The organism is Psychrobacter sp. AOP7-B1-24 (assembly GCF_052376215.1).
In the GTDB taxonomy this organism is placed as follows: Bacteria; Pseudomonadota; Gammaproteobacteria; order Pseudomonadales; family Moraxellaceae; genus Psychrobacter.
This window is the reverse complement of sequence record NZ_JBQSVL010000070.1, coordinates 1-16,041: the sequence shown is the minus strand read 5'-3', so window position 1 is coordinate 16,041 and position 16,041 is coordinate 1. Positions and strand designations below refer to the sequence as shown.

5 protein-coding genes are annotated in these 16,041 nt (G+C 43.2%); 1 reads left to right on the top strand and 4 read right to left on the bottom strand.

The window, feature by feature from the left end; all coding sequences use genetic code 11:
- Window positions 1-780 precede the first annotated feature (780 nt).
- From ACT3QP_RS12055 to ACT3QP_RS12045, 3 genes are all read right to left on the bottom strand, one after another.
- On the bottom strand, window positions 781-1,950 hold the full coding sequence (locus ACT3QP_RS12055) for an HlyD family efflux transporter periplasmic adaptor subunit (protein WP_444525662.1): 1,170 nt from the start codon (window positions 1,948-1,950) through the stop codon (window positions 781-783).
- Window positions 1,943-4,231, bottom strand: a complete 2,289-nt coding sequence (locus ACT3QP_RS12050; protein WP_444525661.1) for a type I secretion system permease/ATPase — start codon at window positions 4,229-4,231, stop codon at window positions 1,943-1,945. Before ACT3QP_RS12050 ends, ACT3QP_RS12055 begins: the two co-directional genes overlap by 8 nt.
- A gap of 99 nt (window positions 4,232-4,330) precedes the next feature.
- Window positions 4,331-5,767, bottom strand: coding sequence for a TolC family protein (locus ACT3QP_RS12045; protein WP_444525660.1), 1,437 nt, complete (start codon window positions 5,765-5,767; stop codon window positions 4,331-4,333).
- Window positions 5,768-6,216: 449 nt separating this feature from the next.
- On the opposite strand from ACT3QP_RS12045, the gene ACT3QP_RS12040 reads away from it, so the two are divergent.
- Entirely contained in the window at window positions 6,217-6,966 is a 750-nt protein-coding gene (locus tag ACT3QP_RS12040) for a hypothetical protein (protein ID WP_444525659.1), read from the top strand.
- A gap of 137 nt (window positions 6,967-7,103) precedes the next feature.
- Here ACT3QP_RS12040 and ACT3QP_RS12035 read toward each other — a convergent pair whose 3' ends face one another.
- Window positions 7,104-15,971 carry a Calx-beta domain-containing protein gene (locus tag ACT3QP_RS12035; protein ID WP_444525658.1) on the bottom strand — a complete coding sequence of 2,956 codons (8,868 nt, stop codon included), beginning with the start codon at window positions 15,969-15,971 and terminating at the stop codon, window positions 7,104-7,106.
- Window positions 15,972-16,041 lie beyond the last annotated feature (70 nt).

Sequence of the window (16,041 nt, the reverse complement as noted above, 5' to 3'; positions counted from 1 at the left end):
GTAAGTAGATGGCTTCTGACTTTCTTTTATCATTTGGCAGCCTGTTAAGCCAATAGTCACAAAAAAACAAGTTGATAAAAACAAAGCTTTATTTCTCATACCATCCTCTCCTTATAAGTAAAAAACCACTCAAAAACAAACTTATTACTTACTAATATCGTCAAATAAAAACAGCACTTCTAGTATTAATATATAAATATTTATGAATATAATTATGATTCAATATAGTTAGATAGGGTGGAAATTTAAAAACCCCTTAAACTTAGGTGTTTATTACGTAACACTGTATACAAATATATAATACAGACTAAATAAACACAACACATAAAACCCAATAAACTATTTACCAATCTCAAAAAATTTAATAAAAATACTTGAAAATCTTTTATATAAATACGTATTTATATTTTTATCATATTTAATTTTTTGAATATAAAAAATATTGAATATTTAAAAACCTCATTAAAAATACATGACTTTTTAGGTCGTGTCCCAACACTGAAAGTAGCCATAAAAATGAGATAAATAGCATTTAAACAAGGAAAATAGTGCAGATAATATCGAGATATTAGCAAGCCACTTGACGCAGCTTGGTAAATATTTAGCCATTTTTAGCCCATTTAATATTTATTGTTCAAATTGAGGACACACCCTAGAGATAGTAAAACGAGTATGTAGCCTTAAAAACATACAAATATAAAAAAGCCACGATACATGTTTGTATCGTGGCTTTTTTGATTATAAGAGTCAGCTTGTTCTACAATTTTATATTAACTACCTCTAACGCTCACCCAGTCCTTCTGAGAAGGTCTTAGTAATCGGTTTCGTTAGATACGATAGCACAGAGCGCTCTTGCGCTTTGATATCAACAGAGGCCGTCATACCTGGTTTAATCACGATCTCATCACGACGACCTGCAAACTCAGCGCCTGTGATGTGTATTTGTACACGGTAATAAGGCTCTTCACCCTCAGGTGTCTGCTCCATCAGCGTATCCGGACTGATATAGACCACACTACCATTCATAGCGCCAAAGATAGAATAGTCATAGGCATCGAGTTTCACACTAGCGACCTGCTTCTCTTTCACATAAGCAATATCTGCTGGGCTTACTTTTGCCTCAACGATAAGGTCACTACTGGTTGGTAGTATCTCCATGATAATCTCACCAGGCTTCACAACCCCGCCGATCGTCGTAATAAGAATGTTATTCACTTTACCATCTGTGGGTGCAAATAATTTTTTCTCACCCAATACTTGTGAATAGTCACGTAGTTGTTCTAACTCAACATCGAGTTCTTCTTGGGCCTCAGTCATCTCTGTCTGTGCTTCTTCAAAGTACTTATTCTGCTTGTTGGTGATTTGCGCTTGAATCTCGGCTACTTGCCGACGCAGCTTAATTACATCCGCTTGACTGACATCACCATAGGACAGTAAAGGCTCGTTCATGCTCAACTCTTGCTTTGCCAGTACCATCATCTTTTGTAGTGAGCTGACATCTTGATCAATCGCTTGACGACGTCTGTTATATAGCTGTGTTTGGTTTTCGATAAACTCACTATAGTTTTTAATAGACTCTGGAAACACTAAAGGCTTTTCAAATATTTCAGCTTCTAATCGTGCAAGTTTGGCTTTTAGCGCTGCTATTTTTGATGCTGAGTTGGCGACTGCTGCTTGTGCTCGTTCTTCTTCTAGCGTGACGAGCAGCTGACCTTTTTTGACCTCTTGACCTTCTTTTACCAAGATATTGGTTAACACGCCACCTTCCGCTGCTTGAATATCTTGTGTCCGCGCACTGGCAATGACCGTCGCTGAAGCCCGCGTTACTTGATCGATTTGAGCGAAATATGCCCAGACCACCAGTACTAAGATGCCAATCAAAGCACCCCAAATGATGATACGTGTGCGCCCAACTTTCGGATCATGAGTTTTGTGCTGATAGTTATTCATGGTCTTTTCCTAGATTGTCGCTACTGTCATCATTATTTGCTGACGTCTTTTTATTACTAATGACTGTCACTTTAGGTTTACTCACTTTAATAGATTTTTGATTGGGTTTTTGCTGTGTGTCATTGCCTTGTAGTTTTGCTAATACTTGTGCTTTAGGGCCATCCATAACAATTTGCTGATTGTCCATGATAATAATACGATCAACTAACTGTAGCAGCGGCATTTTATGAGTTGCCACAATTAAGGTCTGCCCTGCGCCAAATTCTTTTTTAAGGACATCAATACACTGCACTTCTTGGCGATTGTCCATGGATGCCGTTGGCTCATCCATCAGTAGTATAGAAGGCTTGGTTAATAGCAGACGAGTAAAGGCAACCAGTTGTTTTTGTCCTCCTGACAATCCTTTACCACCCTCACTAATCGGTAAGTCCAAACCACTAGAATGACTGGAAACAAGTTTTATCAACCCAGTTTTAATAAGCGCATCACGTATGACATCATCGCTCGGCGCTGGTAATCCAATCAATAAATTTTCACGCAAAGTGCCTTCAAACAACCTGTGGTCCTGCTGTAGATAACCTAGCTGCTCACTCAGTGACTCACGGCTAATCTGCTGAATATCAAGACCATCTAATAATATGCGGCCTTGCGTTGGTGCATATAAGCCAGACAGCACTTTTAACAGCGTTGACTTACCAGAACCAATCGGTCCCAGCACGGCAATTCGTTCACCTGCTTTAATGTTGAGCTTATTAATAGCCAATGCTGGTTGATCGTTGTTTTGATAATTAAAAGTGACTTTATCAACATCAAAATTACCGGATATTTGGCTCGGTGATAGCGGATGACTAACACCATGATTGTCTTGCTGTAGTGAGAACAACTGCTCAATATTGAGCTTAGCCGCTTTGGCATGTGAAGCCTGTACCAATAACCCTGGAATACTCATGACAGGTGCTAAAATACGACCGCCCAAGATCGAGCAGGCAATCAAACCACCCATCGTCATATCACCTGACATCACCACAAATGAACCCACAATCACAATACCTACATAGCTGGTCTGTTGAATCATCTGCGATAAATAGCTTAAATTATCGTTGGCATGCTTCATGTCCAGATCATTTTTGGTGGTGATATTCATCACATCAAGCCAGCGCGATAGAAATTTCCAATTACCTGCGCCGGCCTTAATGGTCTCGACACCTTCTACAGTCTCAACCAAAATACCTGTCTTACGATAAGAAGCTGATGCACCAATGGATGCGATCTTGTCGATTTTTTTGCGAGCACTCCACCCTAATATAATTGCCACTATAGCCGCGATAATAGGTACTAAAGCTACTAAGGGATTACCAATTATGACGATCAAAGACACAAAAATAATCGACATTGGGATATCGACAAGACCAAATAAAGTGCTAGCAGTATAAAACCCTCGCACTTGCTCATAGCCACGCAGCTGTGCGGCCATCGAACCTACTGATCCTGGCATCTGATCAATACGCACATTCAATAGTCGCTGAAAGACCTCACGTGATAGATACTGATCAAGATTGACCACAACTTTATCCATGATTTTTGAACGCGCAAACTTCATAAATGTTTCAAATAAAATGACCAGCCCTACACCACTTGCCAAGATAATTAAGGTGTACTCACTACGCGTCGGAATCACACGATCATAAACCTGCATAGAAAACAGTGACACGGCTAACGCGAGCATGTTGATCAAAAACGATGCCACAACAGCTTCAACAATGATGCCGCGATAGTTTTTGAGGTCTTTTTTTAGTAGCTGATCGAATGAGGACTGTTTGCGTTTGCTCGGCTCTTGTTCTAGACGAACCCGAAGCGAATGCACAAAGTCAGTACCTGCATGTGCAGTAACGACGTCAGATTGCTTAAAATCCCATTTTCCTTGTGGATTCAGCTGCTGAATAATACCCCAACCCTGTGTTGGATGCAGTGCCAATAGTGGCAAAAACGCGGCATCAGGTACTGGCAGTGCTTCGGGCAATTGCTCAATACCTAATTGCTCTAGCACCTGTACAATGTCTGCAAGCGTTGATATGTCTTTTTGCTGATAGATAACACCTTGCAATCTGACATTATCAATAGGATACCCTTGTTCTGTCAGCAAAGTACGCAATGCATTTGCTAGTGACAACGCATGTGCGTCTAGTGGCTCATTGGGTGTGGTTGAGAGTTCTGTCGTGGTATCTGCTGGTAGCTCACTATCCGATGTTTGATCATTAGAGGCTGGAACCGGTGTGCTCATGATAAGTATATCCCATGGATTAAGCTGGTAATGAATGATGAAACAATGCGTAGAAATGATTGTGCACAAAAACGAATTATTTATAAATGTATGGCTAATTTATGGAATATCAGTTAGTAGCCCTGTATTACCATCGCTACTGCTAGGATAGTCATAGGCATCATAGGCGTCGTCAATAGGGTATGTCACCACACCATTATCTGAACTAGTGACAGGTTGTATGGCTGAGCTATCTACCTGCTGTGTTGTACTGTCTTGACGCTTTAACCAATTTTTGACAGGATTTAATGGCGTAAATAATGGGTCTGGCTGCCGGCTTTGATCAAATTTTTGCCACGACATCATGCCAAAATCAACTTGCAACTTATAATAAGATGCAATTATTGAGGTTTGGATTTCAACCAATTGTGCCTGATACTGCGAATGCTCACGTACTGCGTTGAGGACCTCTAACCAAGACTTTCGACCCGCAATGAACTGACGACGATAGGAGCTAACGACAATCTGAGCACCTGCAACGGCTGCAATCAACGAACGCTCTTGATCTTTCGCACTGGCGAATTGCTGATATTGCGTCTGTATGGTTTCGAGCACTTCCCTCCTTGACGCTTCTTTTGACTGCTCTAAACTGTTGACCCGAGAAGCTGAGGCTTTTGCTAATGCTAGGCTAGAAAACCCTGCGCCTGGACTGTAACTGAGTCCAACTGAAAACGCTCCTTCATTATTGCTATCATCATCATGGTAATAATCATACGCATACTGTGCATATAATGTTGGATAGCTAGAGGACTGCTGCGACTTAACGCCCTGCTTGGCGGCTTCGACTTGATACTGTTCTTTAACCACCGTAGGATTATAAAAGCTGGCTTGATCAAAAGCCATTTTTTCAAAATCTTGCGAATAGCTCTTAGCACGACTAACGAGCTCAGTTAAATTCTGTGCGGGCAGGTCTGTGGCTGATAGTCTGCGACCCGTAATTTGCTGTAATCTTGCAATGGCAATACGCTGCTGCTCAACGGTTCCTTGATAAGAGTTTTGCTCCTGCAAAATGCGATTGGTTACTAAATCCAACTCGATACGGGCAGAAACACCTTGACTCACACGGCGCTTCATCATTTCCTCAAACTCCGCCAACAACTGCAGATTGTCATAATACACCTGCTGTTGAGCGACAGCCGTCATATAGCTTTGCCATGCCTCAATCGTGGTTTTGGCGACTTCGTTTTGTTTCTCGTAAACGGTTTCTGTTGCTGCTTTATCGTCAAATATTGCTTGGTTAACATCAGCAGTCAGCTTGCCTCCAGTCCACAACGACTGGCGTAATTGAAACTGTGATATCTGACCATCATCGTTATCGTACCCTGATGAAACGCTAGGCTCGGGCAACATATTGAGCTTGGCCGCGCGTATGCTTTCTGTGGTTGCTTGTTGCTCTGCACGTGCTGAACCAACTAAAGGGTGGGTTTGTATGGCTTGAGTAATAAGCGTATTCATATAACCATCAGATTCCGCGAATGCTGCGCTTGATAGAGACATTAGCAACAAACCGCATGCCACGCCATAATACCTACGTATAGCTACAACTACCATATGGGGCAGCCCTCTTGTCAATGGTTCGTAATAATAACCTTTCATTTAGTTTGGCTCAGTCCTACTTTAATAAAATACAGAATTACAATGATTTAAAATCAGAAGTCTGTCACTATTCATGCAATATATGGTCGATTCAATCTAAAAGTAGTACAAGGCAACCGAGTGTAGATGTATATGTGATACTTCAAGCGAGGTTAACGCTGTAATACTTTTATAGTGGAATGACTATACTTGCTATAACTAGGTTGTAGTTTATACCATGTCTGTAAATAACTAAACACTCATATTTAATAAACACTTGCCCGTTTTGGACCTAGTTGATTTTATAGACTTGACGATAAGTTTTTGGAACATGTTAACTGATATGTATTTTCGATGTGGGGATTAAAACCATGACTCAACACTTACCACCTATCCCACCTACTAAACCAAAAGACCGTACAATGCTCGCTATTGTATTGGCTATACTGCTACATCTATTGATGGCTATTATCATCTACTTCGCTGTCTTTGCGGATAAACCATCAACTTCAGAAGTGTCTACAAAGCCGTCAGTAGCTATACCTACAGTATCAGAAGACCCAAAACCAGCACCTGCTAACAGCATAGTATCAAATGATATTGAAAATACTGAACAGCCTAGCACAATGCCAGCGCCATCGAATAGCTCTAATAAGACAACCGTTATCAATAAACAGATAGTCAGCAATAATACGACCATACAAACACAGCCGCTCCCAAGCAAAGAGAGTAACAACGCTGAGGCATCAGTACCGACCAGTCATGATAACGTGCCAGCGACCAAAAAACCAACGCCTAACGATCAAAACGGACAAGCTGAATACACACTTAAAAAGACCGAAGAATATGAACAACTGGATGATGATATCGATGCAGATAGCGAACAGCTATCAAAACTCATTACAGAAGTTCGAAAACGTAATCAAACTCAGATCCAACAGCATCAAACCGACAAAAAAACAACTACAAGCACTGACGATATACCTATGGTCGATTACGACTACCCTATTACGCCCATTACATCTGCACCTGTACCAACAACACCGTCAATGAATCAAAATAAGTCAGTCGATAATATCAAGCCTATTGAGCAGTCACAAACACACACTGATGATGATTAAAAATACAGACAAAAAAATCAACAGTAATACTGGATGCCGACACAAAAACCCTAAACTCAGAACCAAAAACGCCCTAACTCATTAGGGCGTTTTTGGTTATTTAGCGTATATAAACAGATATCTATTTATCAGCGTCATTATATGACTGTGGTTGTGATATCTGTATCAATATATAGTGAAACACTTGAATCTGCCGTACTTTGATACAGATCATATCCCGCTTGATCCGACGTTGTCTGCTGCTCAAACTCTGATGTCAGTGATACTGTATCGCTATTATTACCATCAACAAATAGCTGATTATTGCTATCCGTTATCTCAAGCACATCACTGGTCGATAAGTTGGTCAGTGACTGCGCGCCATTGCCTAACATATCAATGGTTTCGATACTCTCAAATACTGATGAATCAAAGCCACTAAAATCGATACTGGTACCTGCCTCATCGATGAGTAACGTATCACTGCCATCACCACCATTAATGACCAGATCATCAGCATCAAACACGATAGTGTCATCACCAGCACCGCCATCAATCGTATCAGCACCTACACCGCCACCGATCGTGTCATTACCAGCACCACCATTAATAACATCATCACCTGCGCCGCCATTAATGGTGTCATTACCTGCACCGCCATCAATCGTATCATCATCAGCACCGCCGTTGAGGGTGTCATTACCTGCGCCACCATCAATCGTATCATTACCACCGCCACCAGTAATCGTGTCATTGCCAGCGTTACCCGTTAAGGTATCATCTCCCGCATCGCCATTCAGGGTATCTTTACCGCTACCACCGATAAAGGTGTCATTGCCATCACCACCAGAATAAGTAACCGCTGAAGTTTGATCAACTGAAATCAGGACGTCATCTTCCGTCGTACCATTGAATACTAGCGTCGAACCAACATCAACATCAATATCTTGAACTGCGGTAGTCAGGGTATCGTTATTAGCCGATTCAACCGTTTGTAGGCTGATCTGTAACGTCCCATTATACGGTGCACCGCCTTTTATAAGCAAATCGTTCAGCTGTGTTGGTGTAACGCCTATAATGGTATAAGTACTAGTAGCCGCATCAAACGTAACACTGTTTAGAATAGTGCCACTTTTGGTTTTCACATCGAGCACGTTGCCATACAGATTAGTGCCCGTCAATATTACATTAACCGTTTCACTACCATCAATATCGACCATATCTGCATTCAGATTCAGCGATGTCCATTTACCTTGAGAGCCAAGAACAGCAGTAGGGTTGAAGTCGATATCATCAGCAACAGGCGTCACATTTAGATCTATCATCAGGGGGTCACTGGCCATACCATTATTATTAATCACTGTCATCTCGATATCTTCAACGACACCGCTGATATTTTCTGGAGGTGCAATAAATATATTGTCCGTCTCACCTGCAGCACCGCTATTAACATTTTCCAATTTACTGGTATCAATTGACCATGAGTTATTACCGTTGCCATCTGAGTCACCATTATTACTGGCCAATACAACATCTCCTGCTGTATTGGTATAATAAACCAGATAACCATTAGGTACTTCATCAAGCGTAATCGCGGCAGCCGAGTCGTTTTCATCAACGACATTTATCTTGTAGTCTATCGCAATCTTGGTATCTTCATCACCAGTTGCTACCGCATCTACCGCATCATAAGCAATTGACAAATTATCAGGCTGCGCCGCAACTGCAACATCATAGCTGTGCTTATAGGTTAGTGTCCCGCTATCATGTCCACTGATACTGTTAACCTCGGTATGCGCGGCATAAACATTAATGGTTGCTGTACCGTCTTCGTTCTCAGCCGGTGTGTAGTTAACGGTAATACTATCAGCAGGGTTAATACCATCGATAGCCGCATCGGTGTCTACCACATCTAGCACATAATACGTGCCAGCTGGGATATCATCTACCTGACCGTCTACTAAAGTTACTTCAACCAATGCAGTGCCACTATCGTCAGTGAGTGCACCTGTTGTGCCCTTATCATTGGTTAAACCGGACTCATCGAGTTGTAAATAAAGCTTACCATCAACAAGGGACACATAATCGCCATCAGCATCGTTGGTTAAGTCGATAGTAATGGCGACAGGAGTATCTTCATCCGTTGAAACCGTTGTCGTCTCACCATCGTTATTGATTGGGTCTGTGATGGGTTTTATTTCGACACTGACATCAATATCAGTACTGGTTTCTAGCCCTACATTGTTTAGTGCTGTAAATTCCACACCAAAACTCAGATCTTGACTGGTGTCAGTCGTATCATTGGTGCTGAAATCTACAGGTGGTGTCAACGTGACCGCAGCAAGTGCGTCATTGGGCGTTAGACCATTGGCATCATCAACACTAACTAGCCATTGACCGCCGACCTCCTGTACGGTGACCGCTGGGTTGGCACTGCTCAACAAGACACCGTCAGGCAAGTCAGTGAGTGAGAAGCTGTAAGAGCTTACCGTGGTTGCCGTCGCCGCCTCAAGTGTGGCATTGATCACATCAGACAATATAACAGTACCATCTTCTGTCTGAGACAGTGATGGTCCCGGCTCAAGTGTTGCTATCAACTCAGGATCGACCGGATCTACACCTGTACCATCTCTATCTAAATTGATCACGAAAGTATCAGATACACGTGCTTCACTACCGTTTAAGCCGTCTCCATTAATATCTTGAGTAATACCAGTGACTGTCACTGTAAAATCACCTTCAGGAATATTGGCGGTATTTGGATCGCGGGTGAGTTGAAGCGTATAGGTTGGTGCGGTGTCAGTAATCTCAGTATCTATTACATCTACATACCATGTACCACCAGATAAGATACCACCCTCTACAATCACACCGTCAGGCACATCTGTTATCTCCAAGCGCGTAAATGACTCTGTGTTATCTTGATCGTCTGAAGATAATGAGACAATAACCTCGGCACTATTGTTATCATTATTGCTATTAATAATGATGCTGTTGTCGGTTACATCTAATCCAATACTAGGTGCATCTGTCACTGCTTGGAAAGTAACATCGATATTGGCATTGCCTGTTATTGATGTGCTGCTAATCGTCGAGTTATCTGCTAATGACGCCGTATCAGTATAAGTGTAATCAAAAGGTATAGTGACATTATCATCGCTATGACGCTTGTCATCATCATACATAATCTCAATGAGCTGATCTGGCGTATAGACATACGTCTCACCTGCCACCAGTGGGACCTCAGTACCATCAACACGCAATGCGACGTCTATACCAATTAAATCATCAGCTTTTATCGTGATGGTTTCTAGTGCTTCATAACCAATGGCACTATTGGCTGAATCTGTCGTATCACTGCTAACAAAGGCAGCAAGGAAATTAACAGTCGTCCAAGTATCTTCTACAGCGAGCACTTGCGGATCATTAACCACGCCATCAGCGGCATCAGGCGTAACCACAACAGATACGGTTTGAGTGTTATGCGTAGCGCTATTACCAGAGACTGTTTCGGTCGTGGTGCCTGTGATAGTGAAATCTACTTCACCAGCAAAGTTATCAGGAGTGACCAGTTGGGCTGTACCATCTTGTAGAGATTCTAAAGACACAGACCAACTACGAGTATCGCCACTGCCACCTAAAAACACAGCACCTGCAATATCAAACCCATCTGGCACGCCTGTTACTTTATAAGTAACCTGCTCTGCCGCTGGAATGTCACCATCATACGGCGCAATCGCAGAAGCATCATCAAAAAACGCTGATAACGATATGAGGTTACTGTTATCCAGTACGTCTTCTGCGATAGTATAAGTGTAGGCGGTACCATTAACATCAACGGTTGCTAGCTCATCGTTTAAGATAAGATCGGCTTGACCGAAGACACGGATAGGTAGATTCAGTACCGCACTAGGCGCGCTAACATCACCATCACTCTCCACACTCACTGTAGATACTTTCAGGTTGACAGTACCACTATAGTTTTCAGCTGAGACAAAGTATAGATTGTCTACCACATTGGTATAATCGGATATTGTCACTGAACCACTGCTGGTATCTAACAGCGTTATGGTGCCACCGTCATCGACATACAGCTGCGCGCCTACCGGAATATCGTTGATGGTTACGTTATAAACTTCAGATCCATCATTATCACGCGAGCTTGGGCGAATATTTAGTGCAATACCATCTTCAGGAGTAACTTCAGTTCCGATAACACCTGTTGTTACATCGCCCACATCTGCAGCGGTGGCACGCTCATTATCATTGATAATTGCCTGATCTTCAAAACCAGTTGCAGGATCAACACCCAGTGAGACAACATCTGCAACCCCTTTAACAGTAAAGGTTAGGAAGCTTTCGCCACTAGTAGCTTCAACCATGGCATTAGTATCTTCATCAAAATCTTGGGTTTTTGCCTCAACTTTGATGGCTGTGACAAAATCAGGAGCAAGATTGTAATCACTATAATCTTCGGGCCCTGTGATAGTCACTGTATCCAAGTATTCAATAGGGATATCAACACCGTCACCATTATCGGTCAGACTAATCTCTTCTGCACCATTATTATAAGTAAACACTGCGCCCACAACTGAGATAAAGCTGTCAGCATCTTTGTTGCCAAAGGTCATATGAGCATAAGTATCTTCAGAAGTATCTTGGTTAGACCAGCCAGCTTCTAGATCAAAATTATTGTAATTAAGAGCAAAAGGAAGGTCTTCATCAGCGTTGATATCAATATCATTGAGATCAATAATATAAACGTGGTCAGGATTGAGGGTTAAATCATCCGTACCATCACCATCAGTATCGCTGCCAACAACTTCGGCTACTGGAGTGATGGTAACGGTTTTGTCTAATGTGGTTGTGTTAGAAACTGTGCTACCACCATCATCATCAGTATCTGATGTGGTTACAGTAAAGGCAAAGTCAGCATCGGTTGAAGACTGCGCAGGCGGCGTAATAGAGAAGTCTTGTAGATAGGTATCTAAATCAAGATTGTCGTTTGCCGTGATACCACTGATGGTAATTGTAGTACCTCCAACTGCTCCTACTACAGGGCTACCACCATCGTTATAGGTCCAACCTTCAGGTAAGACAAAGCTAATCTCAGTGATCGTTTCAGCACCAGCACCATTTTGAGTATCCGACACTGTAAAGCCAAAATCATCAAGCGTGATGACATTGTCTTCTATGGTGGTCACGTCATTGGCAGTCACTTGACCCGCAACTGGTGTCACAGTCATATCTACCGTCACTGTGCTGATAAGCTCAACAGTAGCATCTCTCTGATTGCCTGTAGTACTCGAGTCAAGATCAGAATCACGATCATGATCTTGGGTATATAACGATACAGTAATACTCTCCATATCTTGTGAATTATAATCAGCTGACTTGATGCTAATCTGCGGCTCTGAACTAGATCGAACGCGTAAGTCAGTAGCAGTAACATCATCGCTTGTATTGGTAGTAGTACCTAGCAATACCTGACCATTACTATCCGCAGTGTACTCAGTCGCCGTGCTACTACCCGCCTCAGTGAATGAGACTACAGCATCTGGCTGCAAGCCGCTAATGACGAAACCATAGGTCTCACGATTTTGACCATTATTTATTAAATCACCAAAATTGGTGGTAATTGGTAAGTCAATATATTCACCTTCATTGACGGTGGCAGTTAAGGTATCTCCCGTTACGTTTGCTGCACCCGACTGATAGCCAAACTCACTGAAATTATCGCCACTTTGGTTATTGCCACTAGTATCAGTCACCGCTTGCACATCAATATCAATAGTGACGGTACTTTCTGCACCATCAACATCAGAACCATTTACTTTTGCAATATCGCCATTATTATCCACTTCATATTCTGTCACTGATATCTCAAAAGAGATGTTAGTGGCGTCATCGGCAGCTGGCGTAAGCGTCATCGCTTCAAAGTCAGCAATGGTCATTGAGTAATCTGCAGACGCATCAGTAATGCCATTAAGGAAAATATCACTGTCAGTTAAGAAAATGGTAATCGGATTACCATCCGCATTGATAGCATTGTCGGTAGAGTTATTACCACCATAATTTAGGGTAGCGCCATTTGGTATATCCGCTAAGGTAATCAAGCCAATGCGTTCAGGGCTGTCATCGGTATTGCTGCTTAAATCTGTACTGTCTGCAATAACAGGGGCCGTTAGACCTAAAGCAACAGTCGTATCTTCATCAGTGGTAATTTCATTAACACCTGTCTTATTACTACCAATATCTGGGGCATCTGAGACTGGGTTGACGGTGATGGTTAGCGTTTCTGTACCGCTTTCTGGGGTTGCAGCATTAGGACCGTTGCTTACCGAAATAGTCACTACTGGCACTGTGCCGCTAAAGTTTGCGGCAGGCTCAAAGGTATAGCTGCCATCTGTATTGATGGTCAGCTCACCAATGGTCACGCCATCTATAGTAACGGGATTAGCAGCACCTGTACTAAAGGTAGCTGCCATACCATCAACGGTGTAACTATCAACAGTAAACTCTGTATTAACATCAGGATCTGCAGTGTCGTTTGCAAAAATACCATTGGCCGCCGTCACTGATAGTGTGGCGTCTTCATTGGTACTGTTTATGTCATCTACCAGCGCGATACCATCATCAGTACCTGTGATGGTCACCTCAACATAACGAATATTACTGGTGCTGATTTCGTTACCATTTGCCACTGTGGTGACGCCTTCGTTATCGTCAACCTGTACGGCATAACGAATGGTGATGGTTTCTCCTTCAGGGATAAAATCAATAACGCTAGCCGCAGCATTAATACTCCAGCTTCCCGTATCAAAACTCCCCGAATCATTGTCTGCGGTAAAGATGCTTGATAAAGCGGCTTTTTGCGCAGCTGTTAATGGGTTGGCATTGGTAAATGTCGAGTTATTTGGGTCATAGACATAAATATTTTCTGCCGATATTTCACTAATCGTCGGCTCATCGCTGTCATCAGTATCTGTAAAGCTGATGGTGCCGGTTCGAGTAATCGCAACATCATCAGCCTGCTCGGTGATGGCGGCTGCGGTTTCGATAATATTATTACCATTAGCAACATTAGTGATGACAGGTCTATCATTGGTACCATTGATGGTGACAGTCAAAGTGGTCGTACTGGTATCGCCATCAGCATCTGTAATGGTGTAATTAAAGGTTTCGGTTAAACTCTCATCTATAGCAAGATATTGTGCCGCGTCGTTATCAAGATCATAACTATAGCTGCCATCTGCATTTAGTGAGAGCACACCATAATCGCCTTGTGTATTGCCGCCTACTGTACCCACTACCGTGGTAGATGTTACTGACTCTACAGCCGTAACGAGTGTGGCGTCTGCCCCTAAACTGTCGGCAGCATCTGTCGCAGCGGCACCAGTAGCCGTCAGCACGTTACCCGTTACTTTGTCTGTTTCTTCAGTAAGGCTATTGGTGTCTGGATTGGCGACAGGTGCTGTGTCAATAATTCGAATATCTAACGTGTCAGATGATGTGCTACCTGCGCTGTTGGTTAGGCTGACGGTAAACTGGTCTAATACGTTGTCACCAGCGGTGTTGTGCGTTTCGGCACTGCCATCTTCGGTATATGTATAAGTGAGCGCACCTGTGGCTGAATTGTAACCGGTAATAACCAGTTGGCCTTCACTACCATTAATAATGACAGGGTTGGCCACAGTGGCTGTGGTTACATCTGTATTGTTGATGGTTAAAGCAGTAACGCTTTGCAGGTTACTGATATTAATAGCACCATTGATCGTGTTACCCGTGCCTTCAACCACGCTATTATCTTGTGGTGTTGTGGCGGCATCAGTATCGTCAATGCTGATGGTTGGCGCGGTATTGTTATCGGTAATGGCCGTGGTAACGCTTGCTTGCGTGTTATCAATACTGGCATTGAGTGACGGGTTTGATAACGCGATAGTATAGTTTTCAGAATTTTCAAACAGGGTGTCGTCAGTAATGGCAACCGTGACTGTTTTGGTTACCTCACCTGCTGCAAAGGTCAACGTGCCCGAGCTTGCAGTATAATCAGCACCAGCCGTGGCCGTACCATTACTGGTGGCGTAATCAACCGTTACAGCCGTTGAGGATGGGTTGGTTAAGCTAACAGTATAAGTGACGGTACCGGCATCTTCATCGACAACAGTCGCACCAACAATCGAAACAACAGGCGCAGCATCGTTATCAACAATAGTGCCAGTCGTCGTACTTGGCATGACTTGGTCTGTTGCGCTTGCAGTTAAGGTGATGGTTTCATCTGGCTCATCAATATTGTCGTCCGCTGTGGGTACACGCACGATAATGCCATCCGTGCTATTAGCGGGAACATTCACACTAAAGGTGCCATCTGTAGCAACCATAACCGTGCTAAAGGTGTTACCGCCATCTAGGCTTATTGATACTGGTGTGCTGGTATCGGTACCAAGTACCGCAGTGCCATTTGCTAACGTTAATGCGACGGTGGTAGCAGACTCAGATACATTGCTTAAATCGACAGTAAATTCGAGCGAATCGCCTTCAGTGACGCTATCGCCTGTGACAATTGCCACTGGTTTGTCGCCCTCGGTGTTGCTGCCATCGCTTGGATCTGCGGCATTATCAGACTCATCTAAGACGGTGCCTGTGGCAATGGTGCTGTCAATGTCTGCATTGTCTGCACCAGTGATTAAGAAGCTGAGCTGCTCACTGTTTTCATAAACATCATCATTGACGGTGGTAACTGTGATAGCAGGCGCTGCGGTACTGCCTGTTGGGATGTTTACGTCAAGTACGGTGGTGCCATCAAGTACGTCTTGAATGGCGGTGTCACCTGTAATGGTGACTTGGTCGCCTGCGGTGTTGGTGTAGACAATCGAGGCGATGTCTGCTGCTTCTATGTCACTGCTAGGGTCAACCGCTACTTGTACTGTGGTGTCAAGGTTACTTAGGTTGTCTTGGCTGACGGTATAACTTAAGACGTTGTCGATGCCTTCTATGGCGGTGGCGTCAGTGGCGGTAATACTCACGCTCGGTTTGTCGCCTGCGTTGAGGGTGCCGTCTGTGGCATCTTCATCAAAGATGGTGGCGACATCACTG

What these genes read in the sequence shown, in the direction of transcription:
- ACT3QP_RS12055 (WP_444525662.1), bottom strand. Translation starts at nt 1,950, where the DNA reads ATGAATAACTATCAGCACAAAACTCATGATCCGAAAGTTGGGCGCACA.
- ACT3QP_RS12050 (WP_444525661.1), bottom strand. Translation starts at nt 4,231, where the DNA reads ATGAGCACACCGGTTCCAGCCTCTAATGATCAAACATCGGATAGTGAG.
- ACT3QP_RS12040 (WP_444525659.1), top strand. Translation starts at nt 6,217, where the DNA reads ATGACTCAACACTTACCACCTATCCCACCTACTAAACCAAAAGACCGT.
- ACT3QP_RS12045 (WP_444525660.1), bottom strand. Translation starts at nt 5,767, where the DNA reads ATGTCTCTATCAAGCGCAGCATTCGCGGAATCTGATGGTTATATGAAT.